The sequence below is a fragment of the Pseudomonas sp. NPDC088414 genome, from assembly GCF_044753325.1.
Lineage (GTDB): Bacteria > Pseudomonadota > Gammaproteobacteria > Pseudomonadales > Pseudomonadaceae > Aquipseudomonas.
Genome location: NZ_JBIVMY010000010.1, coordinates 1 through 25,290 on the forward strand (window position 1 = coordinate 1; position 25,290 = coordinate 25,290).

Here is a 25,290-nt window from a genome sequence, read left to right on the forward strand (position 1 = left end):
CTTCGATATGTATGCGGAAGGCTTCAAGCACAGTTATTACCCTCATCAGTTGTCCCAAATGGCTGTCCGGGACGCTCGTCGCGAAATGCTCGTACTCATGCGCTGCGTGGCGTTGTGGGCCACTTAGCCAGAATTACCGGGCATTCCTTACAGAAGCTGCTTTCAAAGTTTTACGCCTGCAGAACGGGGAGCTGATGAGGGTTGGCGTTGGGCTTTTCCCCGCTGGAAAAACCCTTCGCCAACACCGCTCTGAAGGAACGACTGTGCTCGTGACGCTTTGAAAACAGCTTCTAACGGACATTGGCGCCTTAAAAGGCTGGCTGATTCTACGGCAAAAAAAATTTAAAGGTAAGTCAGGCTCTATTGGACTTTGGTGGCGTTGTGCACGGGCAGGGTAAACCGCGAGCCAGCGCTTGCCCCTGACGTTTGAGGGGTGATCAATGCCCGACAAAGGGCTAACATGCCGGCCTGTTCCGCGTTTCAGTGTTTTGCCAATTTATGCCCAATCAGACCATCAAGACCCCCTGCGTCGGCCTCTGCTCCACTGTTTACGGCGATCTGGTGTGCCGTGGCTGCAAGCGTTTCCATCACGAAGTGATCCACTGGAATGGTTACGGCGAGGAGGAAAAGCGTGCGGTGTGGTTGCGGCTGGAACAATTGCTGTCACAAGTGATGGCGAGCAAGGTCGAGATCTTCGATCCGGCGCGCCTGCGCCAGCAGCTGGAACAGCGCAAGATCCGCTTCGTGCCGCATCAGTCGGAATATTGCTGGGCCTATCAGCTGATTGCACGCGGGGCGCGGGTGATCATTAATCTGGAAGCCTACGGGATGGTGTTGCTGCCGGAGTTCCGCGACTGGAACCTGCCGGAGTTGCGCGATGCCATTGATCGGGAATTCTTCCTGCTGTCGGAAGCGCATTATCAGCGCTACATCGCACCGGGCTTCCTGAAAGACGCCTTCGGCGCCTAGAAGCTTCGCGAGCAGGCTCGCTCCCACAATGATCGGAGTGGAATGCAGATCCTGCAGGCGCCAACAGATCTTGTGGGAGCTGGCTTGCCAGCGATGAGGGCAGTGCATCCAATGTCAATGTTGACTGACCCACCGCTATCGCTGGCAAGCCAGCTCCCACAGGGATATGCATTTCAACTGTGGGAGCGAGCCTGCTCGCGAAGGCGCCGGTTCAGGCACCGTAATCCTCAGTGCTTCACCGCCAACTCCACCAGATGATCCTCAACCTCCTGCGGCTTGAGCACCAACACGTCGCTTTCCAGCGCATCCAGCACCACCTCGGCGGTATTGCCGATCAACGCGCCTGACAGCCCGGTGCGCGCCACGGTGCCGATCACGGTCACCGCCGCCTGCAGCTTGTGCGCCATGAACGGAATCAGCACATCCGCCGGGCCTTCCTCTATATGCAGGTGTTCATCATCGACATCGAACTCCGCCTGAAACGCCCGGCATTGCTCGCGATAACGCGCTTCGATGGTTTCGCTCCGCTGTAACGCCGGGTCGGCTGCCGAGAGCATCGGCGAGGGGTGGGCGCTGATCACATGCAGATGCCCTTTGGCCAGGCTGGCGATGTCGTAGCCGTGATCGATGATCGTGGTGTGCAAATGCCGGTGTTCGCCATCGGCGTTACCGACATCGACTGCCGCAAGAATCACCCGGTCTTTCCACGGCGTGCAGGTTTTCACCAGCAGCACCGGGGTCGGGCAGTGACGCAGCAGCTTCCAGTCGGCCGGCGTCAGCAGGGCTTTTTTCAGGGAGCTGTCAGGGAAGTGCTGTTTGACCACCAGACCGCAGCCTTCGGCCTGCTGCACATCGATGATGGTTTCGTGCAGGCTCTCGTTCCACGCCTGTTCGGTGGTCACGCTATAGCCATCTGCTAAAAGTGCGGCTTTGAGCACGCCAAGCATGCCGGCGTGGTCGTGCTTGCGGTCACACACCAGCAGGTGCAGGTGCGCCTGGGTCACGCCGGCGATCAGCTTGGCGCGCTTGAGCGCCAGGCTTTCCGAATGTTCGGGTTCGATGACCACCAGAATGCTGCGAATGGCTTGCATGAGCGGAGTCTCCAGCAAAGAAAAGGCACGGCGTTGCACAACTATAGTTGCTGCTCATGCGCCTGCGACTTGATGCATATCAACGCCTGCGACTGGTGGTCTGCGGGCAGGCCGGTATAATCGGCGGCCTTTGCTCGTACACCTTTTACCGTGAGCCCCATGATCCTTCCCGAAATCCACGAATTCCTTGGCTGCCGCACGCCCGACGCCTGGGTCCAGGCCGCTCTGGCCGATCAGGAAACCCTGCTGATCGACCACAAGAACTGCGAGTTCAAGGCTGCCAGCACCGCGTTGAGCCTGATTGCCAAGTACCATTCCCACGTCGACCTGATCAACATGATGTCGCGTCTGGCCCGGGAAGAACTGGTGCACCACGAACAAGTCATGCGCCTCATGAAACGCCGCAAGATCGAGCTGCGCCAGCTGCACGCCGGGCGTTACGCGTCGAGTCTGCGCAAAGTGGTGCGCAGCCACGAGCCGGTGAAACTGGTGGACACGCTGGTGGTCGGCGCGTTCATCGAAGCGCGCAGTTGCGAGCGTTTCGAGGCGCTGGTGCCGCATCTGGACGAAGAACTCGGCAAGTTCTATTTCGGCCTGCTGAAAAGCGAGGCGCGGCATTTTCAGGGTTATCTGAAACTGGCTTACCAGTACGGCGATGCGAAGGACATCGCTCAGGTGATCGACAGGGTTCGCGCGGCCGAGCAGGAACTGATCGAGTCACCCGATGAAGAGTTCCGTTTTCACAGCGGTGTGCCGGCCGCGGCCTGAAACACAAACTGTTAAAAACTCTTAAGAGTATGAAAGATCACCGAAAACCGGCCCCCGCGGCCGGTTTTTACTGCCTGAAACAACGCCTCGCCATCGATTGCCGCCATAATGTCGCCCACTTCACACATGGGTTGGCACACGGTCGTTATGGATAACCTGGGTTTTGGCAAAGTCCTGCTGGTCGAAGACGATGAGCGTCTGGCCACGCTGATTGCGCACTTTCTCGAGCAGCATGGCTACGAGGTGCGCGCGGTGCATCGCGGTGATCTGGCGGTGGCCGCGTTTCTCGAGTTCCAGCCCAAAGTGGTGGTGCTTGACCTGATGCTGCCGGGGCAGAGCGGCCTGCACGTGTGCCGGGAAATTCGCAGCGTGTCGGACACGCCGATCGTCATCCTCACCGCAAAGGAGGACGATCTCGACCACATCCTCGGTCTGGAGTCCGGCGCCGATGACTACGTGATCAAACCGATCAAACCGCCGGTATTGCTCGCGCGGCTGCGCGCCTTGCAGCGGCGCCAGGTACCGGAGACCGGCGTGGTCAGTGCGCTGGAGTTCGGCCGTTTGCGCATCGATCGCAGCTGTCGCGATGTGCGTCTGGCCGGCGAGATCATCGAGATGACCACCATGGAATTCGAATTGCTGTGGCTGCTGGCCAGCGCCGCCGGCAAGACTTTGTCCCGCGATGACATCCTCAACCGCATGCGCGGTATCGCTTTCGATGGGCTCAATCGCAGCGTCGACGTGTACATCAGCAAGTTGCGCAACAAACTCAAGGACAATCCCCGCGAACCGGTGTGCATCAAGACCGTGTGGGGCAAGGGTTATCTGTTCAATCCGTTCGCGTGGGAGCTGTAGATGCTGCGGTTATTCCTCGGGCTGTTTCTGGTGATGACGGTGGGGCTGGTGCTGGCCCTGCAAACCGTCGAGCACACCTTCAACGCCTTGCTCGACAACCAGATGCAGGCCTACAACCGCGAGGCGGTGCGGGGTCAGGCGTGGTCACTGGTCGAGCACATGCGTGATCAGCAGGGTGCGGCGCGCGAGCGGCAACTGGAGGCGTTGCGCCCGCATTACGGCTTGTCGCTGAAGCTGATCGAGGCCGATCAACTGGATCTCAGCCCCGAGGAAAAGGCCGAACTGGCGCAGAACCTGCTGGTGATTCGCGACAATTACACCCAGTTCATCAGCAACATCGACGGTGGCTCGCAACTGCTCAGCATCAAGCTGCCGCCCGAGCCGAGTCTGATGCCGTTTTACATCGCGGTGGCTTACGCGATGCTCGCGGTGCTGATCGGCATCGTGCTGTTTTTCTGGGTGCGTCCGCACTGGCGCGATCTGGAAAAACTGCGTCTGGCCGCCGAGCGCTTTGGCGACAACGATCTGTCAGTGCGCATTCAACTGTCCAAGCGCTCGAACATCCGCGACCTGGCCGAACACTTCAACCTGATGGCGGCACGGATCGAAAGCCTGATCGCCAATCAGCGCGAGCTGACCAACGCGGTGTCCCACGAATTGCGTACGCCGATTGCGCGGCTGTCGTTCGAACTCGACCAGCTCAAGCAACAACCGAACGCCAGCCAGAACCGCGAACTGATCGCCGACATGTACGCCGACCTTGGCGAGCTGGAGGAAATGGTCTCCGAGCTGCTGACTTACGCCAGCCTCGAACGCGGCGCGACGGTGATCAAACGGGAAAACATTCAGGCCGCCAACTGGCTCGACAGCGTGGTCGGCAGCGTGGCGCTGGAGGCGGAAGCGGCGGGAGTGCAGTTGCTGATCGGTGATTGCCGGATCGACACCGTGCGCATCGAGCCGCGTTTCATGGCGCGGGCGGTGATCAATCTGCTGCGCAATGCCATTCGTTATGCCGAACAGCGGGTGGAAGTGACGCTGGAACGCAGCGGTGATTATTACGAGGTGCGGGTCAACGACGACGGCCCGGGTGTGCCGGTTGAGGGCCGGGAGAAAATCTTCGAACCGTTCTCGCGGCTGGATGCCAGTCGCGACCGTCGCACCGGCGGTTTTGGCCTGGGGCTGGCGCTGGTGCGGCGGGTGTCGCAGTCCCATGGCGGGCAGGTCGAGGTCGGGGAATCGGTGTGGGGTGGGGCGTCGTTTCGGATGACCTGGGCGCATCTGGACTGATTTGTGCTGTCAGTTCCGGCCCTATCGCTGGCAAGCCAGCTCCCACAGGTTACTGGGCGTACACAAAACCTGTGGGAGCTGGCTTGCCAGCGATAGGGCCATCAATCACAGCACAAGACTGGACTTATTTGACCAACCCCAGTCGCTCATGCCACTGCGCAATCGACTCCTCGGGATACACCGCAAACTGCTTGTCTTTGGGCTTGGCCTCCACCTCGACCCAAGGCGCCTTCGATCCCAGCATCAAATGCGTATGCTCCGGCGGCACCGGCAGCGGTGTATCGATGGCCGAAGCGAACGGATGAATCAGCTCTGGCCATTCCGGGCTGAACAGCCACAAGCCGCTGCCGCACTGTGAGCAGAAATGCCGCTCGGCCGTGCTGCGATGGGCACGTTTTTCACCTGCTTCCTTCATCTTCGCGTGGTAGATGCTGATGTGCTTGCGGCCCTGAACCTTGAGGCTGGCCGCATCGCCACCGAGGTTGATCGCGTAACCGCCTCCGCCCTGAGTCTTGCGGCAGATCGAGCAGTAGCAGCGTTGATAAGGGTAGGGATGGGCGCTGGTCAGGCTGAAAGTGACGGCGCCGCAATGGCAGGAGCCTTCGAGGTGCATGAGGGGGCCTCCAGTGGCTGAAGTGGTGCGGTTGAGCCTAGAAGGTTTTGCAGGGTTTGTTCGGACGCCATCGCGAGCAGGCTCACTCCTACATTTGAAATGCATTCCAATTGTAGGAGTGAGCCTGCTCGCGATGAACGATAACTCGGTCGCACTGGACGCCCACCGCCAGCCCGGTCAGCATGTCCCAAAAAAGGCACCCAAACCCATGCGAAGACTCCCCTCACTGGCGGCCCTGCGAACCTTCGAATGCGCCGCCCGCCACGCGCATTTCGGCCGGGCTGCGGCCGAGTTGTGCGTCACCGACAGCGCGGTCAGCCACCAGATTCGCCAGCTCGAAGAGCAACTCGGCGTCTCGCTGTTCATCCGCGAAGGCCGGCAGATCCGTCCGACTATTGCCGCCGGGCGCTTGATGCAAAGCCTGCAACAGGCCTTCGAACTGATCGGTGAAGCCTGTGATGAACTGCGCGATCCATCCTCGCTGGCGGTCTTGCGGCTGGCGGTCACCGCCGAGCTGGCGCAAAAGTGGCTGATGAACCGCCTCACCGATTTCTACGCACGCTATCCGCACATCACCCTGCACCTCTACGAACAGCCGATCGACGCCAGCGCGCCGGGCGAAGACATCGACCTGGCGATCACCTACGGCACCGGACCGGTGGACAGCAGCGCGTATTTCGTGCGGCCGTTGCCGGCGCTGCATTTTTTCCCGGTGTGCAGCCCCGGGCTGTTCAACCAGGGCAGTCTGAAATCCCCGAAAGACCTGGCCCGTCATTGCCTGCTGCACGACGATCAGGACGGCAAAACCTGGACCGCCTGGCTGACCAGCCACGCCGGCGACCTGCGCCCGCAGCGCCAACTGTATTTCGCCCATGCCGGTCTGGCGCTGGAAGCGGCGGCGCAGGGGCAGGGCGTGGCGATGGGTGACAACCTCACCGCGCAGGAGGACTTGCTGAGCGGGCGGCTGGTGCGACCATTCACGTCGAGCATGACCGCGCTCGGCCAATACGCGCTGGTCTGCGAGCGAGTGCGCCTGGAGCGTCCGGCGGTGGCGCAGATGCTCGAATGGTTCAACGATCAACTGGCCGATTGATGAGTTGAATTCAACTGTTCCGCAATAATCATCGTTGGCGGGTCAGTCGTCCGCGATCGTAGCCTGTGGTCATTCCCAACCCCAAGACGAGGTTTGACCATGGCACGTTTGCTCGACTCCACCCCCAAACGCGACGGCTTCCGTCTGCCCGGCGAATTCGAAGCCAAATCCGGCTGCTGGCTCGGCTGGCCGGAGCGTACCGACGTGTGGCGTAACGGCGCGAAACCGGCGCAGAAAGTCTGGGTGCAGATCGTCACCGCCATCTCCCACAGCGAACCAGTCACCGTGTGCGCCTCTGCCGCGCAATTCGCCACCGCCCGCCGCCAGTTGCCGCCGCAAGTGCGCGTGGTCGAGATGACCTGCAACGACACCTGGTTCCGCGACAGCGGCCCGTGCTTTGTGGTCAACGACCAGAGCGGCAAAGTGCGTGGCGTCGACTTCGAGTTCAATGCTTATGGCGGACTCGACGGCGGGCTGTACTACCCGTGGGACAAGGACGACCAGATCGCCAGCAAGATCCTCGAAATCGAACGCTTCGACCGTTACCGCGCACCGCTGATTGCCGAACTTGGCGGCATCCAGAGCGATGGTCAGGGCAGCATCCTCACCACCGAACAGTGCCTGCTCAACCGCAATCGCAACCAGCATCTGGGCAAGGACGAAGTAACCCGGCGCCTGACCGATTACCTCGGTGCCGAACAGGTGATCTGGCTGCCACGCGGCTGCAAGTTCGACGAGACCGATGGCCATGTCGATGACCTCGCCTGCTTCGTGCGCCCCGGCGAAGTGGTGCTGCAATGGACCGACAACCGCGACGACCCGCAATGGGAAATCTATCAGGAGGCCTACGACATCCTGCGCAGCACCCGCGACAGCCGAGGTCGTGAGTTGATCGTGCACAAACTGCCGCAACCGGACGTGCTGGAGTGGACCGCCGAGGAAGCCGAAGGCCTCGATCAGCAGGACAGCACTCACACCCGTCAGGCCGGCACCCGAATCTGCGCGTCGTACATCAACTACTACGCCGGCAACAGCTCGATCGTGGTGCCGCTGTTCGGCGATCGCAACGATCAGGTGGCGCTGGCGACCCTCGCCGAACTGTTCCCGCAGCACAAGATCGTCGGCATCGAAAACTCCCGGGAGATCCTCCTCGGTGGCGGCAACGTCGCATGCATCACCATGCCGCAATACGCCGGCACGTCTAATCGCCAGGGGGTGTGATGATGGGCCTGCACAAACTGACTCAAGCGTTATTTCTGGTGCTTGCACCCCTGTGTGTGCAGGCCGCCGACCCCGCCAGACCGGTGGTCAATCTGTATATCTGGGGCGAGTACCTGGCCCCGGATACGCTGAAGAACTTCGAGGCGCAGACCGGCATTCAGGTGGTCGCCGATCACTTCGATTCGCTGGAAACCGTGGAGACCAAACTGCTCACCGGGCGCAGCGGGTATGACCTGGTGCTGACCGCCGGCCAGCACCTTTCGCGGGCCATCGAGAGCGGTGCGATCCAGCCGCTGGACAAGGCGCGGGTGCCGCACTTTGCCGGGGTTGGTGAGGAGTTTCGCCAGCACATGGCGGTGTTCGATCCGGGCAACCGTTACGCCGGGATTTATGCCTGGGGCACGACTGGTGTGGGTTATCAGGAGCAGGCGATCAAGCAGCGTCTGCCGAATGCGCCGACCGACAGCTGGGCGATGCTGTTCGACCCGGCGGTGGTCTCGAAATTTGCCGACTGTGGCGTGAGTCTGCTCAACGACCCGAACGAAGTGTTCGCTGCGGTCATGAAGTACCTGGGCCTGGACATCAACCGGCAGAACCTCGATGACCTGAAACTCGCCGAACAGCAACTGGCGAAGATCCGTCCGTACATTCGCTACTTCGATAACGATCTGAATATCAGCGACCTTGCCAACGGCAACACCTGCGTGGCGATGTCGTGGAACGGCAACGTGGCGATTGCGGCAGGGCAGGCGCAAACGGCAAACAAGCCGTTCCAGCTCAGTTACCGCATCCCCAAAGAAGGCACGCTGATCTGGTTTGACGCCATGGTCATTCCCAAGGATGCACCGCATCCACAGGCCGGGCTGGCGTTGATGGATTACCTGATGACACCTGAGGTGATCGCGCCGATCACCGACACCATCCACTACGCCAATGCGATCACGGCGGCGGACGGCTTGGTCGATGCGTCGATTCGCAATGATCCGGGGACGTACCCGTCAGCGGCAGTGCGGGCTTCGCTGTACAGCAAGAATGACAATGGCAAGGCGTTCAATCGGGCTTTGATTCGGGCGTTCAGCAAGTTGAAGTCTGGCCTCTGAAAAGCCAACCCTCACCCCAGCCCTCTCCCGGAGGGAGAGGGAGCCGACCGAGGAGTCTTGCGTAATACATCGACCTGAAAATCCGGGGCGACTATTGGATTCACAGCCGCTATTTCAGGTCGGCGGATATCTCCAATCTCTCCCAGTCAGTTCCCTCTCCCTCCGGGAGAGGGCTAGGGTGAGGGCAGCGGTTTTGGCATGCGCCACAGGTACCAAGCCGCCACCGTCCGAAACGGACTCCACGCCAAGCCGATTTCGATCATTTGCCTGCGCGTCGGCTGCACCTCCAGCCCCTTCAACCGCCGATAGCCCTCGCGCACGCCAAAATCATCCGCCGGCAGGATATCCATGCGTTCCAGGCTGTAGATCAACAGCATCTCCACCGTCCAGCGGCCAACTCCGCGCAGGCTGACCAGGCGTTCGATAAGCGCCTCGTCGTCCATCGCCAGCGCCGTGGGATAATCCGGTACCACGCCGTCCAGCGTTGCCCGGGCGATGCCCTGAATGGTCGCAATCTTGCCCGCCGAAAAACCGCAGCCGCGCAGTTGATCGAAGTCGGTCGCGAGAACCTGTTCCGGCCGGGGAAACGTCTGCCCCGGAAACAGCGCCACCAGACGCCCGACAATTGCATCCCCAGCCTTGGCGTGCAGTTGCTGATAGGCAATCGCCCGCACCAGCGATTCGTAAGGATCGCGCGCCGGGTGTGGTTGATGCAGACAAGGGCCGACCGCTGCAACGTGTCGCTGCCAGTCCCCGTCGAGCGCGGCCAGAAACTCACTGGCCGCCTGATAACGATCCAGCATGCTATTTCAGCAGTCCGTTGACTTCGCCGTAGGTCAGCGCCTTCAGGTCATGGGTGTCGAGCTTGCCGCTGGCGAGGAAGCTCTTCACCAGCGAACCCATCGCGCCGTAGAGGAATTCGGCGATGCCAGACCCGGCGCTCAAGCGCCGAACGCCCAGCGCTTGCAGCTCGGTCGGCGACGGCAGGCAAGCGAAGCCGAGCACGTTCACCGGCAGTGACGTGCCTTTGCAGATTGCCTCGATTTCATAAGCGGCGGTCACGCCAGCGGCGAACAAGCCATCGGCCCCGGCGGCCTGATACAACGCCGAACGGCGCAGGGTTTCGGCGACGCGATCCTCGGCCGGAACCAGACCCTTGAGGTAGACGTCAGTGCGCGCGTTGATGAACAGCTTCACACCGCGTTTGCGGGAGACTTCGCGTGCCACTTCGATCTTGCGCGCCAACAGCTCCGGGGCGCCGCTGCCGTCCTCGATATTGATCCCGACCGCACCGGCAGCAAGCACCGCTTCGATGACTTCGGCCACGCGCCCGAGGTCATCGGAATAGCCGGCCTCGATGTCCACGCTCAGCGGCACCTGGATCACCCGCGCGATGGATTCCACGGTTGAAATCAGCCGCTCGAGGGGCAGGGTGTTGCCGTCTGGATAGCCATGCGCCCAAGCGACTGCCGCGCTGCTGGTGGCGACGGCTTTACCGCCCGCATGCTCGACCAGTCGCGCGCCAGTGGCGTCGGCGACGTTGGTCAGGATCAGCAGACCTTCCTGGTGTAACTGGTGGAACCGAGTGTCGAGCGCGTTCATCGAAATCCCTTCTTGTGAGTGGAGCGAAGTGTCAGAAAGCCAGTGGTTGCGTGAGCTGCACCGCAGCGTTTTCCAGCCTCAGCAAAAACGCCTTGCGCGGCTGTCCACCACCATAGCCGGTCAACGAACCGTCCGCACCGATCACCCGATGGCACGGCACCACGATCGACAACCGATTGTGCCCGTTGGCCAATCCCACCGCACGACCCGCGCCGGGTTTGCCCAGACGTGCCGCGAGGCTGCCATAGGTGCTGGTCTGGCCATAAGGTATCTGCAGCAGTTGCTCCCAGACTTGCCGGTCGAACGCGCTGCCGGGCAGGTGCAGTGGCACGCTGAACAGAGTGCGGGTCCCGGCAAAATATTCGTTGAGTTGCTCTTCGATCTGCCGCAAATGCGCGTTGTGCCCCGGTGCGACCACGTAGCCGTGGCGGGTTTGCAGCTCTTCGACTTCGCGGGTCAACGCCGGGCGATCGAGAAACTCCAGCAACACCAGTCCGCGACGTTCGGCCATGGCGATCATCGGCCCCAGCGGCGTGGTCAGGCGGGTGAACAGCAGCGGTTCACTGTTGGCCGCACGGCCCGGGGTGATGTGGAAGGATTTCTGAAACGCATCGCGAAAACCACTGAGCGATTCGTAGCCGGAATCGAATGCCGCATGGTCAATCGAGGTGCCTTGTTTGATCCCGCCCAGCGCCATACCGAGTCGGCGGGTACGCAGCCACGCATGGAAGGTCATGCCGAAATGCTGCTTGAACCAGCGCCGCAGCTTTAGCGGTTCGATGCCCTCGGCCAGCAACTGGGCGTCGCTCCAGCGTACTTCCGGGTCGGCATCGACGGCGGTGAGCAGACGCTGCACCCAGTCGGGGGCGATGGCGGCGGCGTCCAGCGGCTTGCAGCGCAGGCAGGCGCGGTAGCCGGCGCTCAAGCACTCATCGGCGTGGGCGAAAAATTCGACGTTCTCCGGTTTCGGCTTGCGCGCCGTGCAACTGGGGCGGCAGAAGATCCCGGTGGTTTTCACGGCCGTGAAGAACACCCCCTCGTAGGCGGTGTCGCGTTCGAGCATGGCGCGAACCATCTCGGCGTGGGGTGGCAGGAGTGCGGTTTGTATGTTCATGGCCTGAGCTTAAATCCAGGTTTTCGATGGCTCCACCGAAAAATCGACAGTGAATTTTCAAATGCCCTGAACTACCGTGTAGGAGCTGCCGCAGGCTGCGATCTTTTGATCTTGTTTCTTAAAATCAAAGGCAAAAGATCGCAGCCTGCGGCAGCTCCTACAGAGTGGGTGAGGTGTCGAGTTTATGCATCCGTTTTCGATTCAACATATTGATCACATCGTCCTGCGCGTCGCCGATCTGCAACGCAGTATCGACTTTTACCGCCAGGTCTTCGGTGCCGAGGTGGTCAGGCACAACGAGCCATTGGGGCTGGTGCACCTGCGCGCCGGGACCTCAATGATCGACCTCGTCGACTTGCAAGGCGAACTGGGCAAAAAGGGTGGCGGGGCGGCCGGTACCGAGCGGCGCAACGTCGATCACTTCTGCCTGCGCATCGAGCCGTTCGATGAGCCGGCGCTGATCGAACACTTGCAGTCCTGCGGCCTGAGCGTGGAAAAAGCCGCCCGACGCTTTGGCGCCGAGGGCTACGGTCTGTCGTTGTATTGCTTCGACCCGGACGGCAATCAGGTCGAGCTCAAAGGCCCGTCCGAGGCTTAAGCGCGTTTCGCCAGCAACAACACCGAAGCCGCGGCCGACAACAGCCCTGCGCAGCAACGGTTGAAGACCCGTTTGCCGCGCGGCTCGGCGAACCAGCGGCGCATGTGCAGGCCCATCCACGCGTAGGCGCCGATCGCGATCCACTCAAGCAGCAGGAACAACGCGCCGAGCACCGCGAATTGCGCCGGCACCGGGCGGCTTGGGTCAACGAATTGCGGCAGAAACGCGGTGAACAGCAGGATCGCTTTCGGATTACCCGCCGCTACCAGAAACTCCTGACGCGCCAATTGCCAGAACCCCACCGACGCTGCTGCCACTTGCTGCTCGGCCTCGGGGTTGGCGCGCCAGAGTTGCCAGGCCAGATACAGCAGGTACGCCGCGCCGATGATCTTGATCGCATGGAACAGCCATTCCGAGGTCTGCAGCACCACCGACAGTCCCGCGCCGGCGAGGGCGATCATTGCGGCGAACGCGACAATTCGTCCGACACCGGCGGCGCACGCCCGACGATAGCCGTAGCGGGTGGCATTGCTCACCGACAGCAGGTTGTTCGGACCGGGGGCCATGTTCAAAGCAAAACAGGCCGGGAGAAACAGCGACAGCGTGGCGAGATCCATGGGCTTGGGCTCCGGAAACGATGGTGCTTTTTTACCACAGGCGGCAGGCGCGTTGACCCGTACAGTCACGCGGTGCTGTCGCGGTACAGCGTTGGCAGCCTCTTTGATCGAGTCGAACTTTTCTGATTCTCCAGAACTCTCAAAGGTCTGAAGGCGCTGGTTTCGTCAAAAAAATCTGTGCGCCAAGTCAGAAAAAGGCGTTTGCCGTGTAATATCCGTCCAAAGCTGCAAACACCCTGCCGGCCCCGAAGCGGCCCCACCAAGAGCGATCTACATGCAAGCAAAGGCCCGTGAAGTTTATGTGCCACCGGTGTTGCAAGATCTGCGAGCCGGCACTGCCGAACTGCACATCGCACTGGAAAAACGTCTTCCTTTTTTCTCCGATACCCTCGATTCCAACGCTTTCGTACGGTTGATGCAGGCCTACTACGGCTTTTATCAGCCGCTGGAAAGTGCACTGCTCGACAGTGGCGTGATCCCGGTCGATTTCGATCTTGCGCCACGTCTCAAGGCGCCGACCCTGTTCAATGATCTGAGGGCTCAGGGCCTGACGACCGAGACTATCGGCCATCTTCCTCTGTGTCAGTCGTTGCCGGTGATCGACTCCAGCGCTGCCTGCCTGGGTGTGTTGTACGTGCTGGAAGGGGCAACCCTCGGCGGGCAGATCCTGCGTCGCGAAATCGCTTCGCGGTTGAGCCTGGACGCCGACAGCGGCGCGGCATTCCTCGACATTTATGGCGCCGCCACCGGTCGCCGCTGGCGCGATTTCATTGACTACCTGGGCAGTCGCCCGCTGAATGCGGACGAACGTGAAGCCGTGGTCGCGGCAGCCCAAACCACATTCAGTTGTTTCGAGCGCTGGCTCGAAAGCCGGGAGGTACTGGCATGAACCCGCAAGACCAACAAGCCTTTGAAGAACTGCTGGCCAACTGTGCCGACGAACCGATCCGCTTTCCCGGGGCGATCCAGCCACACGGCCTGTTGCTGACCCTGAGCGAGCCGGCGCTGGACATCATTCAGATCAGCGCCAACGTCGAGACCCTGCTGGCACGTCCGGCGCAGGAACTGGTCGGCCAGCCGCTGCACGAGTTGCTGGGTGAGACGCACACGTCGGCCGTGCGCGAGGCGTTGCAACAACCGGTGTTTGCCGATGCCGGCCCGCTGCATTTTCGCCTCAACGGCACCGCGTTCGAAGGGCTGCTGCACCGTCATCAAGGCGTGTTGATTCTGGAACTGGAAATCCACGTCGAAAACTTCCAGCCGCGTAACGTCGCCGGCAACCAGACCCATCTGGGGCGCATGCTTCAGCGCTTGCAAGCGGCCACTTCGCTGCAGGCGCTGTATGACATCAGCGTCAAGGAAATCCAGGCGATGACCGGTTACGACCGGGTGCTGATCTATCGCTTCGAGGAGGAGGGTCACGGTCAGGTGATCGCCGAGGCGTCCGATCCGTCGATGGAAGTGTTCAACGGCCTGTTCTTCCCGGCCTCGGACATCCCCGAGCAGGCGCGTGAGCTGTACCGCACCAACTGGCTGCGGATCATTCCGAATGCCGATTACCAGCCAGTACCGCTGGTGCCCAAGCTGCGCCCCGATACCCAGACTCCGCTGGATCTGAGTTTCGCCACCCTGCGCAGCGTCTCGCCGATTCATTGCCAGTACATGAAGAACATGGGCGTGCTGTCGTCGATGAGCATCTCGCTGCTCAAGGGCGACAAGCTCTGGGGCCTGATCAGCTGCGGCAACCGCCAGCCGCTGCATGTGCCGCATGAGTTGCGCAGCGCCTGCCAGACCATCGGTCAGGTGCTGTCGCTGCAGATCAGTGCAATGGAAGCGCTGGAAATCAGCCGCCAGCGCGAGGAGAAAGTCGAGGCTCTGGCGTTGCTCAATCAGGCCATGATCGACTCGCCGGAAAATGTCTTCGACGGTCTGGCGCAGCAGCCGCAAGTGCTGATGGCACTGGCCGGGGCCGGGGGCATTGCGATCATCGAAGACAAGCAATTGCACCGTTACGGTAACTGCCCGGAGCCGGAAGAGATTCGCGCGCTGCACAAGTGGTTGCAGGAAACCGGTGAGCCGGTGTTCGCCAACCATCATCTGGCGAGCGTCTATCCGCCAGCCGCGCAGTTTCAGCAAGTGGCCAGCGGCGTGCTCGCCATGAGCCTGCCCAAACCGGTGGACAACGGGGTGATGTGGTTCCGTCCCGAGGTCAAGGAAAACATCAACTGGAGCGGCGACCCGCGCAAGCCGCTGGATCTGGAAAACTCCGACGCCGGCCTGCGCCTGCGCCCGCGCACCTCGTTCGAAATCTGGAAAGTCGAGATGGCCGGAATCTCTACCAAGTGGAGCCACGGTGATCTGTTTGCGGCCAATGATCTACGCCGCTCGGCACTGGAAAACGACCTGGCGCGTCAGGTGCGCCGCGAGCAGGAGGCGGTGCGCGCCCGTGATGAACTGGTGGCAGTGGTCTCCCACGACCTACGCAACCCGATGACCGTGATTTCCATGCTCTGCGGCATGATGCAGAAGACCTTCAGCTCCGACGGCCCGCACACCTCGCGGCGCATTTCCACCGCGATCGATACCATGCAGCAGGCCGCCGGACGGATGAACACGCTGCTCGAAGACTTGCTCGACACCTCGAAGATCGACGCCGGGCGCTACACCATCGCCCCGCAGACCCTGGATGTCGGGCAGATGTTCGAGGAAACCCAGTCGTTGCTCGGGCCACTGGCGCTGGACAAGGACATCAGTATCTCGTTCCAGGCCGATCCCGATCTGAAGATCCACGCCGACCCGGAGCGCCTGTTTCAGGTGCTGTCGAACCTGATCGGCAACGCGATCAAGTTCACCCCGCGCAAAGGTTCGGTGGGCGTGTTGGCCAAATCTGACGGCAAGGAAATCGTGTTTACCGTGCGCGATACCGGCGAAGGCATTCCCAAGGAAAACCTGGCGCGGGTGTTTGACCGCTACTGGACGGTGAAGGAGGGCAACCCGACCGGAACCGGACTGGGCTTGTACATCACGCAGGGGATTGTTGAAGCTCATGGCGGGCGCATCGAGGCCAGCAGTGAGCCGGGTGAGGGTACGGAGTTTCGGTTTACGGTGCCGGCGATGCTTGCCGGTGAATGAAAAAAACCGTGCCACGTTAAACGGGGCACGGATTTTGAGTGGTTAGCCCAAATCGCTCAACGACATGAACACGTGTTTCGGCATTGGTACAAATCGATTGTTGCGCAGTTGGCTGATCGCATACACCGCGCTGGCGGTACGACCATTGCCGTCGCCGAAGCCTTGAAAACCGGCGATGGCCGCCAGCAAGTGTTTGTCGAGATGCTCATGGGCGGCATCGAGCGTCTTCAGGTGTTGTTCCAGCGCAGCATAGCCGCTGACGCTGCTACCAAATTTTGATGTCTGTCCTGCCTCGCGCACAGACCCCGCCAGTTGAGGAACCAATCGAGAGTGGATCTCTTTGACCACGGTCACATCGGTGAGCGATTTATTGTTGCTCGTGTACTCCCGCAGGATCGCCACGATGTGCTCCAGTTCGTTGTCAGAGGCCGACCCCTTGACCATCCACGCCCCGGCTCGCTGCGCATTGTCGGTGAAACCCTGCGGGTTGAACGCTGATTCAGGCATTACGTCGGTGTAGGGCGGCTTGCCAAGATCCAGCTTCAAGACGCTTTGCTGATGATTCTTGAGGTAGATGACTTTCTTTGATTCAAGCTCGGCCATGATCTCGAGTGTGTCGGAATAGTCACGAGCGTTTGTCGTGAACTTTGTATCTTTGAACCTGGGGCCTTTGCTTTTGGTGAACGTGATCAGTACGTCCTTCGCTGCGGCATGACCTATTAACGATTCCAGTTTCTCGAACCCCTTTGAGGACTGAGCCACTTCCCTCGTTGCAGTGTTGAACAGATGCTGCAGCTCTGTCGCATTGCTTCCTTTGGGGACGGAAACAACGTCCTGGCTCAGTCGGGCCACGATCTGTTCAACAGTTTCCAGAGCATCATCCTTGAACAGTGCGCGCGCATGCGCCACCGTCGGCAGGGTCATGCGAATCTCGGCCGCCGCCCCGGACTTGCTCAGCGCTTTGACCAGGTCGTAGGAGCCACTGCTGGTGGTCGTAAGTCGACGCAGCTGACGGACTCCGGCCTTGCTGATCGAACTGCCATAGTGGCTGAGTTTCAGCACGCCTTTGCCTGCCAGCTTCCCGGCGCCGATAAGCAATTGGGGAATACCGTCGACGGGGTTGAAGATCGACACCAGAACGCTGCCGGCCACGCGCCCGAGGCTCAGTAGCCTGGTACTGCTGGCCACTGCTTTTGCCAGCGCTCCGGCGGCCCCGATAAAGACAAAAGCCACAGCGAGGGTGTCGATGATACAGGTGAAGGCTGCCCCGCTGCGTTCATTCGGATCATCCGAAGTCAGTTGCTGGATACAGCCTCTGAATGGGATGAAGATATTCAGAATGATATTGGCAATGCGCTCGTACTCTTCTTGCTTTTCCTCGTAATCAGTCTGGTCATAGCCCATCCGGTAGTATTCGTCATAGGTGATGGTCGGGTTCTTTTGCGCAATGAAATCAGCAATATCTTTCAGTCTCGGCGATTGATAACTTTCCATTGGTGATGTGAACCAGGCTGAAGGTTCATCGTGCTGCGCAAATTGACCAAAGCGCTCAAGCAGCATGCCGTACTCGTGCACATCTGCATACTCGGCAAGTTCCCAATGACTGTACGGCAGTAACGTGTTGATGTCCGGTTGTTCGCTCTGGCGAGGTATTGCACCCTCGAAGTAGGCTGCGTACTCGGTAATGACGCTTTCCAGATAGATAAGGCTCGGGAAGCTCCCGGTCTTGTCGCTGGTCGTTTCGTCGTACTTTACGTAGTGTTCGATAGTCGATGCGTCGGCAAACGCCTCGCCCAGGCGATCGCTTTTGCGGCACAGTCCCTGTAACGGGAACAACTCGAAGCATCGGTTTTTCGACTTGTGACGGCACAGGATGACCACACCATGCGGGGAGAAGTGGTCTGCACTGCGTACAGGGATATTGGGGTTGCCGCGCACAAGGTAGAACGTTGATGCGCCCTGTGTCAGTGCTTCTCGATCACTCATGTCGAGCCGGGAGAACGCCAGCCGGATCAGGGTGCTGATGCCCGACTTGAAGGTTTCGTGCTGCGGCTTGAGCTTTTCGGCATACAACTGATTGATTGGCGCAAGGCTGGCCAGAGCAGGGTGCACGTCATGCAATTTGCGCTTGGTCGATTTGCTGATGAGGTTTTTACGGTGTAACTGGTTGGCGAGATAAAGATTGATCACCGTGTCGCTGATCAATCCCCCTTGATTGCGCGGCGAAGCGAATACCTCGTCATGCTGGTCGATGCCGGCGTCGAACAGTGTTTGCTGCGCCAGTGCCCGTCGACTGACCGGCGCAGCGGTTATCGACTTCATTGCCGCCTCCAGCTCACCGGCATAAGTGTTGTAATGATTCATCGCCGCCATTGCGATTTGTTCTTGCGATAACGAGTCTTCACCGAGCATCAGTTCGTTGATGTTTGCCCAATCCAGTACGCATTGCAGATTGAGTATTTGATGCAGGGAGCGCTGCGCGTCGCTTAGCGGCGCCAGTGCGGCAAACTTCATCAACTGCTCATAAGACATTTTCAGTGACAACCCGGGAGCGATCCGTTCAATCAGCATTACCGCCTTGCGCAACATGACCCAGCCCGGTGAACCGATCAGCAGTGTCGCCGGGGTAGCGACCAGGAACTCAGGAGATTGCCCCGCGAGCACCAATTCCACTGCCAGGTAGGCGGCGAACGGACTGACGCGGTTGATCTGTTCAAAATGGACTTTGAGACCAGCACACGCCTGCGCCGGAGTTTCATGCACATGCAGCGATCCGTAACGCAGAGCTCGATGAGTCTCGACGCGCTCCTCCGAGCCCATGTCCAGGTCCAGCACGACAGCGGCGAGCAGCAGCCGGCTGCGGGTGATCTCCGTAACTGTGTGGGCCTTGCCCTCGATCAGCAGTGCATCGAAACAGCTCTGAGCCAGACGTTTTGCCTCGCTCGTTTGCATCAGATGCTCCCACGCCAGGCGCGGATTTTCCTGCAGCAAGGCGCCGCTCCACTCCTTGAGCAGCACATCCGTCAGATAATTGATCAACGGCTCGGCACGCCGACCCGAGTCGGCCATCAACTTTCGCACTTCCTGCATGATCACAGGATATTGGTCTGGCTCGACTATCAGGGCGACATCCTGAGTCTCTTCGGAAATGCCCCAGTAGTTGCCGAATATGGGCGCTGCGGGCGTAGTGAAGTTCAGGTAGTCGATCAGGTTTACAATGTCTGCGTCGTCTTTGGGCGTATCGATTTCATGAAACGCAAGCCAGTTGCGCAGTGGCAGGGTGGCGCTGGAGGAAACAATCCCGCCAGAACGCCATGCGGTTTTAGACAAAAGTTCGATATCGGGCCGTAATGATTCGATTTCATACAGTTCATCGGTGATGATGGTGTAATGGATGTAGAAGCCCGTAGAACCGTGCTTTTCATAGGCTGCGTAAACTTCACCATTGCTGCTGACCATAAAAAAGTGATCGGCAGGAAGGTTGAAGGATTTAATGAATTCAATGAAATCTGGATGTTTGCTTACTGAACGCAGCAATAATTTGCCGGCGAGATGTTCACTGTCGAAACGGCTTCCTGAAACCACTTCCGTGGCGAGTTGCATGAAGTCTTCTTCAACGCGAAAGGTTTGTCGAAGGAAATTTCGGTTCTCCAGCGCTTTGGCGATGTTCAGTCGTTCTGCTTCGTCGGCTGATGCAGGGGCAACGGCAAAAAGATTGCGTTTAATATCCATATTGATTTCTTCTGGTTTTGGGTTGCGTGGAGTAGCTGGCAGCCAGGTTGAAGTGGTTGCTCGTGAAGTTGTCGGGAATATAAAACATGACGCAACGTTGGTTTCTGATTTTAAGTTGCAAGCTGTTATTAGAAGTGTCGAGATGTTTGCTTGATGTATTAAGTGGCAACAGAAACTTCGTCGCCAGCTTCGGGCACTTGAGTTGTGGCACGGGTCGTGGGTGATTTTGTTCAATACGCGGGTGCGCGGGACTGGCTAATGTCGGCTCCTTGTTCCCCGATTTGCAGCAGGTGTGTAATGAGTCTGATTGTGTCGATGGCGGCGTTTGCTCTGGTAGCGTCGATAACCCCGGGCCCGGTGAATATTGTCGCGCTGAGTTCCGGTGCGCAGTTCGGCTTTCGGGCCAGTCAGCGGCATGTGGCGGGAGCGACGCTGGGGTTTGTGTTGTTACTGGTGCTGATGGGGTTGGGCCTGCATGAAGTCCTGAAACTGTGGCCGTTCCTGACCCGGGTAGTGCAACTGGCCGGGGTGGCGTTTCTGTTGTTCATGGCCTGGAAACTGGCTGCCGATGACGGCCAGGTGCATGCCGGCGAGACGGGGCGGGCGCCATCGATGTTGTACGGCGCGGTGATGCAATGGCTCAACCCGAAAGCGTGGCTGGCGTGTGTGGCAGGGATGGGTGCGTTTGTCGCCGATGGCGAGGCGCGGCTGGTCTGGCAGTTTGCGGCGGTGTATCTGGTGATCTGTTATCTGTCGGTCGGTTGCTGGGTGTACGCTGGGACGTTTCTGCGTGGTTATCTGGGCAATCCGGCGGGGATGCGCTTGTTCAATCGGTTGATGGCTTTGTTGCTGGCGGCGAGCGCGGTTTATCTGTTGTTGCCCTGAGCCTGCAACAGCAAAAGATCGCAGCCCGCGGCAGCTCCTGCCGGGGAGTGATCATTCAACCTGCTGCAGCATGGCGACCCATTCTGCGGCGAAGCGATGGCAATCACCCGGCCAGCGTGCCGTGAGCAAGTTGCCGTCGCGCACCACGAACCCGGTTTGCGGCGCCTGCGCGCTGTCACGTCTGGCAATGAGCGGGCCGCGTATAAAGTCGGAGGTGCGCGACAGCGCGGCCGTCACTTCTGCCTCGACGGTCTGCGGGTACGTGCGGTAGTAACGCCCCAGCCACGGTGCGGTCAGCAGCCAGGCCGGCAACTCCATGGTTGCTGCCAGCAGCGCTGTGACCTTGCGCCCGAACAGCAGCGAACGCCCGGTATCGGGGTCGAGGGTGCGCGCCAGCAACAACACGCCATGACACACCGCCGCCACCGGTTTCTGTGCCTTGAAAAACTGCAGGGCGATCTGCCGGGCCTGCCCGGACTCGAGCAGGCTGCGCATGCCTTTGGCGTGACCACCGGGAATCAGCAAACCTTCGAACTGAGACGGATCGACATCGGCATACGCCAGTGGCTGCTGAAATTCCGCGCTTTCGATCATCTGCGCGTAACTGTTCAAGTCCGCTTTACGGGTCATCAGCATGGCGTTCAACGGGCCGAAACCAACACTCACCAAACGTGGGTCGGCGTAAGCCGGCAGGCCTTGCGGCGTGGCAAAACGCGCTTCGATGCCTGCGTTGCGCAACGCCTGCCACGGCACGCTGCTTTCGGTCGGATCGTAATCGGCATTTGGCAGAAGAATCAGAATCATCCTGAGCAGACTCCCGGGCCGGAATTGGCCGCTGATCCTCAGCGTAGCCGCTTTCGCCTGTCAGCCGCGATATTGGCCGGGGGTTGCCGCCAGATGCTGTTTGAATGCGCGCTGAAAATGCGCCTGATCGGCAAACCCTGCTTCCAGTGCGACATCGGCAATCAACTGGCCGCTGCGCAGGCGTTCGCGGGCGAACTGGATGCGCTGGTTGACCACAAAGGCATGCGGGGTCATGCCGTAATGCTGTTTGAACGCACGGATCAGATACGACGGTGACAACTGCGCCGCCGTGCAGATGTCATCGAGGCTGAGCAGATCGGTGCAGTGTTCGCGGATGAAATCCGCAGCGCGTTCGAGCTTGAAATTCGGCTCACGCAGCGCCGGTTCTGCCGGGTTCAGGCGCAACTGCAGATCGCTGAAAAACTCCACCACTGCGCTGTGTTTGCGCAGTATGTCCTGCTGCTCGTCGACCAGTGTGGCGTAAAGCCCTTGCAGGTCACGAAACAGTCGCGGGTCATCCAGATGAGTAGTGGAAAACCGCCGAAACTCAAGCTCCGTACTGAACCCCAGTTGATGCTGCAGATCCGTCAGCCACGGCGTCTCGACATACAGCATCAAGTACGACCACGGCTGATCATCGAGCGGGTTGCAGGCATGCACGTCGCCCGGATTCATCAGCACCACGGTGCCGGCGGCGACTTCGAAGGTTGATTGCTCATGCACATAAATGCTCCGCCCGGCGGTGATCGCGCCAATCGAAAAATGCGCATGGGAATGGCGTGAGTAGCAGACCTCACGGCCATCGGCGATGGCCCGTGCTTCGATGAAGGGCAGAGCATCGTCGCGCCAGAAGCGAGGGGCTTTTTCAGGGTTTTTGGCGGCAGCGTGTTTCATCGTTATGGTTCCCGGCAGGCCAGACACCAGAGTGTATTAGCTCTGGCCGGCAAAGGCCCGCTCCAGTTCGGCGATGTCGAGTTTTTTCATCTTGAACATGGCCTGCATCGCCCGTTGCGACTTGCTGGTGTCGGGGTCTTGCATCATGTGCATGAACGCCACCGGTACGATCTGCCACGACACCCCGAACTGATCCTTGAGCCAGCCGCATTGCTGGGCCTCGACCGGACCGCCGGCTGAGAGGTTGCCCCAGAAGTGGTCGACTTCTTCCTGATTCTGGCAATTGACCTGAAACGAAATGGCTTCGCTGAACTTGAACATGGGTCCGCCGTTGAGGCCGGTGAAGGTCTGGCCGTCGAGTTCGAAACTGACAGTCATCACCGCGCCTTCCGGCTTGCCGTGAAATTCCTGGCCGACCTTGCTGTAGTGGGTCAGGCCGGTGATTTTCGAATGATCGAAGATCGAGCAGTAGAACTTCGCCGCCGCTTCGGCCTGATCATCGAACCACAGGCACGGTGTGAGTTTTTGAAAGCGTTGCATGGCAGTCATCCTCGGCAGGTTAGACACGCAGGATTTATAGCGTAGTCAGTCCTTGGTCGAATGGCGGTGCCGTAGATCGACAAGTGCAATGCAATTCAGCCAACACCCTGAAACCTGTGGGAGCTGGCTTGCCAGCGATGAGGTCGGCACATTCAGAAGTGATGTTGCCTGAGCCACCGCCATCGCTGGCAAGCCAGCTCCCACAATATCTGTGACTCAGTCAGGATGTGCAGGGAGTCAGCGGCGTTCGGCGATCATCAACAGTGACTGCGGCACCGGGCTTTGCGGATGCTGCGGCTCCTGCAAACTGACAATTTGAAACCCGGCCATGTCCAGCGCGTTGCACCAACTCGACAGCGTGCGGAAATACCAGGGCATCGGCTGCCACTGGCCCTTGAACGCGGCGAACGACTCCTCACGCCAGCCATCCTGATAATTGCCGGCCGCCACGGCCCACGGATGCAGGGTCTGAATGATCATGGCGCCGCCGGGAACCAGCAGCGTATGCATCGCGGCGAGTAATGGAATGATGTCCTGATGCAGCAGCGAGAAGTTGGCGCAGATCAAATCGTAATCACCGCCAATATCAATTTCGGCGTCGACCAATGCCGCGTAACTGGCGGCATGCACCTCGGCCGAACCGGCGTCGCGCGCCGCCTCGATCAACGTTGCATCGCCATCGACCCCCGCCGCATCGATACCGCGATCCGCCAGCGCCCGCAGCAACCAGCCTTCACCGCAGCCCAGATCCAGCACGCGTTCCGGTTGCCGGCCCATGATCGCCAACAGGATCGCCTGATCGGTGACCTGCTGACGGCTTTCGATGGCACCGCTGCGGATTACCTCGATCCAGGCATCAGCGTTGGCGTGCCAGCTCTGTAAGAGGGTGGACTCAGGGGAGGGCATGGCGCAGTCTCCGGTAAGGCAGAATGTGGGCGTTCGCTTGTACGGCTGCTATGTTCAAAGGCTGAACAGAGTCTGGCAGAGGATAGACACCATGAAACCATTGACTGGCGGTTGCCTGTGCGGCGATGTGCGTTTCGAAGCAGCGGGTCAACCTTACCGCGTCGGCCTCTGCCACTGCCTTGATTGTCGCAAACACCACGGCGCGCTGTTTCATGCCTCGGCGATATTTCCCGAGAATGCGGTGACCGTCAGTGGCATGACCGGCGAATATCAAGGGCGGGTGTTCTGTCCGCGCTGTGGTTCGCCGGTACTGGCGCGTTCGGGGGATGAAATTGAAGTGAATGTCGGCTCGCTGGACGCGCCGAACCAGTTCACGCCGACTTATGAACTGTGGACTATCCGTCGCGAGGCCTGGTTGCCGGCGCTGCCATTGGCGCACCACTACGAACGTGATCGCGAAGGGACGGGGCGTTCCGAGGCATAACCTTGTAGGAGCGAGCCTGCTCGCGATAGCGTCGGAACAGATTGAACATTTGTTGCCTGATACATCGCCATCGCGAGCAGGCTCGCTCCTACAGGAGAAATGCGTGAGCGCTACTCTCCTCAGCCGCGAATAAATGCCAGCAGATCCGCATTGATCGTCGCCGCCTCAGTCGTCGGCATTCCGTGCGGAAACCCCGGATACGATTTCAGCGTGCCATTTGGCAGCAGTTTCGCCGACAAAGGCCCCGAGTTCGCATACGGAACGATCTGATCATCCTCGCCGTGCATCACCAGCACCGGTACGGTGACCTTTTTCAGGTCTTCGGTGAAATCGGTCTGGGAGAACGCGACGATCCCGTCGTAATGCGCCTTGGCCCCGCCAATCATGCCCTGGCGCCACCAGTTGCCGATGATCCCTTCCGAGGGCTTGGCGCCCGGGCGGTTATAGCCGTAGAACGGGCCACTGGGGATATCGCGGTAGAACTGCGCACGATTGGCCGCCAGTTGTGCCTGAAAATCATCGAACACCGATTTCGGCAAACCACCCGGATTGCTCTCGGTCTTGACCATCAATGGCGGCACGGCGCTGATCAACACACCTTTGGCGACGTTGTCCTGCCCATGCCGGGCGATGTAGTGGATGACCTCGCCACCGCCGGTGGAGTGGCCGACATGCACCACATTCTTCACCCCCAGATGCGTGACCACCGCCAGCGCATCGTCGGCGTAATGGTCCATGTCATGGCCGTCCCAGACCTGGCTCGAGCGTCCATGCCCGCGACGGTCGTGGGCAATCACCCGAAAACCCTGGGCCAGAAAGAACAGCATCTGCGCGTCCCAGTCATCCGAGCTGAGCGGCCAGCCGTGGTGGAAATGGATCACCGGGGCGTCCTTCGGGCCCCAGTCCTTGTAGAAAATTTCGACGCCGTCTTTGGTGGTGACAAATCCCATGTTCGCGACTCCTGAGCAATGTGATGGGGTAGCGC

At 60.0% G+C, this 25,290-nt stretch carries 24 protein-coding genes; 12 read left to right on the forward strand and 12 right to left on the reverse strand.

All coding sequences use genetic code 11. The features are described 5' to 3' along the window. The first annotated feature begins 498 nt into the window (after positions 1-498). On the forward strand, positions 499-969 hold the full coding sequence (locus ACIP8I_RS11725; protein WP_007965774.1) for a DUF1289 domain-containing protein: 471 nt from the start codon (positions 499-501) through the stop codon (positions 967-969). A gap of 227 nt (positions 970-1,196) precedes the next feature. Here the strand turns inward: ACIP8I_RS11725 and ACIP8I_RS11730 are convergent, their stop codons facing one another. Next, the gene (locus tag ACIP8I_RS11730) at positions 1,197-2,060 is read right to left on the reverse strand and encodes a universal stress protein (protein ID WP_367084824.1); all 864 of its coding nucleotides are present in this window, start codon (positions 2,058-2,060) and stop codon (positions 1,197-1,199) included. Between the two features lie 159 nt (positions 2,061-2,219). Here ACIP8I_RS11730 and ACIP8I_RS11735 point away from each other — a divergent pair, with 159 nt between their 5' ends. The 3 genes from ACIP8I_RS11735 (at position 2,220) to ACIP8I_RS11745 (ending at position 4,970) form a co-directional block, all read left to right on the forward strand. Continuing rightward, on the forward strand, positions 2,220-2,828 hold the full coding sequence (locus tag ACIP8I_RS11735; protein WP_400761164.1) for a tRNA-(ms[2]io[6]A)-hydroxylase: 609 nt from the start codon (positions 2,220-2,222) through the stop codon (positions 2,826-2,828). A 147-nt stretch (positions 2,829-2,975) separates the two neighbouring features. Then, entirely contained in the window at positions 2,976-3,683 is a 708-nt protein-coding gene (locus ACIP8I_RS11740; protein ID WP_367084821.1) for a response regulator, read from the forward strand. Next, complete coding sequence (locus ACIP8I_RS11745) at positions 3,684-4,970, forward strand: ATP-binding protein (protein ID WP_400761167.1); 1,287 nt, start codon at positions 3,684-3,686, stop codon at positions 4,968-4,970. Positions 4,971-5,094: 124 nt separating this feature from the next. On the opposite strand, the gene ACIP8I_RS11750 is transcribed toward ACIP8I_RS11745, so the two are convergent. Beyond that, positions 5,095-5,583, reverse strand: a complete 489-nt coding sequence (locus tag ACIP8I_RS11750; RefSeq protein WP_367084819.1) for a GFA family protein — start codon at positions 5,581-5,583, stop codon at positions 5,095-5,097. Between the two features lie 208 nt (positions 5,584-5,791). Between ACIP8I_RS11750 and ACIP8I_RS11755 the strand changes: the two genes are divergently transcribed. The 3 genes from ACIP8I_RS11755 to ACIP8I_RS11765 all read left to right on the forward strand — a co-directional run bounded on the left by ACIP8I_RS11755 (position 5,792) and on the right by ACIP8I_RS11765 (position 8,997). Then, positions 5,792-6,676, forward strand: a complete 885-nt coding sequence (locus tag ACIP8I_RS11755; RefSeq protein WP_400761169.1) for a LysR substrate-binding domain-containing protein — start codon at positions 5,792-5,794, stop codon at positions 6,674-6,676. A 99-nt stretch (positions 6,677-6,775) separates the two neighbouring features. Beyond that, positions 6,776-7,897 (forward strand): agmatine deiminase, encoded by a 1,122-nt coding sequence (gene aguA / locus ACIP8I_RS11760; RefSeq protein WP_400761172.1) that lies wholly within the window; start codon positions 6,776-6,778, stop codon positions 7,895-7,897. Between the two features lie 2 nt (positions 7,898-7,899). After that, positions 7,900-8,997, forward strand: a complete 1,098-nt coding sequence (locus ACIP8I_RS11765) for an extracellular solute-binding protein (protein WP_400761174.1) — start codon at positions 7,900-7,902, stop codon at positions 8,995-8,997. Positions 8,998-9,170: 173 nt separating this feature from the next. Here ACIP8I_RS11765 and ACIP8I_RS11770 read toward each other — a convergent pair whose 3' ends face one another. Genes ACIP8I_RS11770 through ACIP8I_RS11780 form a run of 3 tightly spaced genes read right to left on the reverse strand, consistent with a single transcriptional unit; the run spans position 9,171 to position 11,713 of the window. After that, a complete protein-coding gene (locus ACIP8I_RS11770; RefSeq protein WP_400761177.1) occupies positions 9,171-9,800 on the reverse strand; it encodes a DNA-3-methyladenine glycosylase family protein in 630 nt (209 codons plus the stop codon). 1 nt (position 9,801) lies between these two features. Continuing rightward, positions 9,802-10,599, reverse strand: coding sequence for an isocitrate lyase/phosphoenolpyruvate mutase family protein (locus ACIP8I_RS11775; RefSeq protein ID WP_400761179.1), 798 nt, complete (start codon positions 10,597-10,599; stop codon positions 9,802-9,804). 31 nt (positions 10,600-10,630) lie between these two features. Beyond that, positions 10,631-11,713 carry a bifunctional transcriptional activator/DNA repair enzyme AdaA gene (locus tag ACIP8I_RS11780; RefSeq protein ID WP_400761181.1) on the reverse strand — a complete coding sequence of 361 codons (1,083 nt, stop codon included), beginning with the start codon at positions 11,711-11,713 and terminating at the stop codon, positions 10,631-10,633. Positions 11,714-11,897: 184 nt separating this feature from the next. On the opposite strand from ACIP8I_RS11780, the gene ACIP8I_RS11785 reads away from it, so the two are divergent. Continuing rightward, entirely contained in the window at positions 11,898-12,311 is a 414-nt protein-coding gene (locus ACIP8I_RS11785) for a VOC family protein (RefSeq protein WP_400761183.1), read from the forward strand. Here the strand turns inward: ACIP8I_RS11785 and ACIP8I_RS11790 are convergent. Then, positions 12,308-12,928 carry a LysE family translocator gene (locus ACIP8I_RS11790; protein WP_400761185.1) on the reverse strand — a complete coding sequence of 207 codons (621 nt, stop codon included), beginning with the start codon at positions 12,926-12,928 and terminating at the stop codon, positions 12,308-12,310. The two genes, ACIP8I_RS11785 and ACIP8I_RS11790, sit on opposite strands and share 4 nt — an antisense overlap. A 274-nt stretch (positions 12,929-13,202) precedes the next feature. Between ACIP8I_RS11790 and ACIP8I_RS11795 the strand changes: the two genes are divergently transcribed. Together ACIP8I_RS11795 and ACIP8I_RS11800 are read left to right on the forward strand one after the other, a co-directional pair. Continuing rightward, positions 13,203-13,817 (forward strand): biliverdin-producing heme oxygenase, encoded by a 615-nt coding sequence (locus ACIP8I_RS11795; protein WP_400761186.1) that lies wholly within the window; start codon positions 13,203-13,205, stop codon positions 13,815-13,817. After that, on the forward strand, positions 13,814-16,060 hold the full coding sequence (locus tag ACIP8I_RS11800) for an ATP-binding protein (protein ID WP_400761188.1): 2,247 nt from the start codon (positions 13,814-13,816) through the stop codon (positions 16,058-16,060). Before ACIP8I_RS11795 ends, ACIP8I_RS11800 begins: the two co-directional genes overlap by 4 nt. A 42-nt stretch (positions 16,061-16,102) precedes the next feature. Here the strand turns inward: ACIP8I_RS11800 and ACIP8I_RS11805 are convergent, their stop codons facing one another. Beyond that, the gene (locus tag ACIP8I_RS11805; protein ID WP_400761191.1) at positions 16,103-19,792 is read right to left on the reverse strand and encodes a hypothetical protein; all 3,690 of its coding nucleotides are present in this window, start codon (positions 19,790-19,792) and stop codon (positions 16,103-16,105) included. A 297-nt stretch (positions 19,793-20,089) separates the two neighbouring features. Here ACIP8I_RS11805 and ACIP8I_RS11810 point away from each other — a divergent pair, with 297 nt between their 5' ends. After that, positions 20,090-20,677 carry a LysE family translocator gene (locus ACIP8I_RS11810; protein ID WP_007965296.1) on the forward strand — a complete coding sequence of 196 codons (588 nt, stop codon included), beginning with the start codon at positions 20,090-20,092 and terminating at the stop codon, positions 20,675-20,677. 51 nt (positions 20,678-20,728) lie between these two features. On the opposite strand, the gene ACIP8I_RS11815 is transcribed toward ACIP8I_RS11810, so the two are convergent. The 4 genes from ACIP8I_RS11815 to ACIP8I_RS11830 form a co-directional block, all read right to left on the reverse strand. Beyond that, positions 20,729-21,481: a type 1 glutamine amidotransferase domain-containing protein gene (locus ACIP8I_RS11815; protein WP_400761194.1), complete on the reverse strand. Its 753-nt coding sequence runs from the start codon at positions 21,479-21,481 to the stop codon at positions 20,729-20,731. 60 nt (positions 21,482-21,541) lie between these two features. After that, positions 21,542-22,375, reverse strand: coding sequence for a helix-turn-helix domain-containing protein (locus tag ACIP8I_RS11820; RefSeq protein WP_400761195.1), 834 nt, complete (start codon positions 22,373-22,375; stop codon positions 21,542-21,544). A gap of 36 nt (positions 22,376-22,411) precedes the next feature. After that, a complete protein-coding gene (locus ACIP8I_RS11825) occupies positions 22,412-22,915 on the reverse strand; it encodes a VOC family protein (protein WP_007965300.1) in 504 nt (167 codons plus the stop codon). A 237-nt stretch (positions 22,916-23,152) separates the two neighbouring features. Further along, positions 23,153-23,821, reverse strand: a complete 669-nt coding sequence (locus ACIP8I_RS11830; RefSeq protein ID WP_400761197.1) for a class I SAM-dependent methyltransferase — start codon at positions 23,819-23,821, stop codon at positions 23,153-23,155. 91 nt (positions 23,822-23,912) lie between these two features. Between ACIP8I_RS11830 and ACIP8I_RS11835 the strand changes: the two genes are divergently transcribed. Further along, on the forward strand, positions 23,913-24,305 hold the full coding sequence (locus tag ACIP8I_RS11835; protein ID WP_400761199.1) for a GFA family protein: 393 nt from the start codon (positions 23,913-23,915) through the stop codon (positions 24,303-24,305). Positions 24,306-24,424: 119 nt separating this feature from the next. Here ACIP8I_RS11835 and ACIP8I_RS11840 read toward each other — a convergent pair whose 3' ends face one another. Beyond that, on the reverse strand, positions 24,425-25,255 hold the full coding sequence (locus ACIP8I_RS11840; RefSeq protein ID WP_007965303.1) for an alpha/beta fold hydrolase: 831 nt from the start codon (positions 25,253-25,255) through the stop codon (positions 24,425-24,427). Between the last annotated feature and the right edge of the window lie 35 nt (positions 25,256-25,290).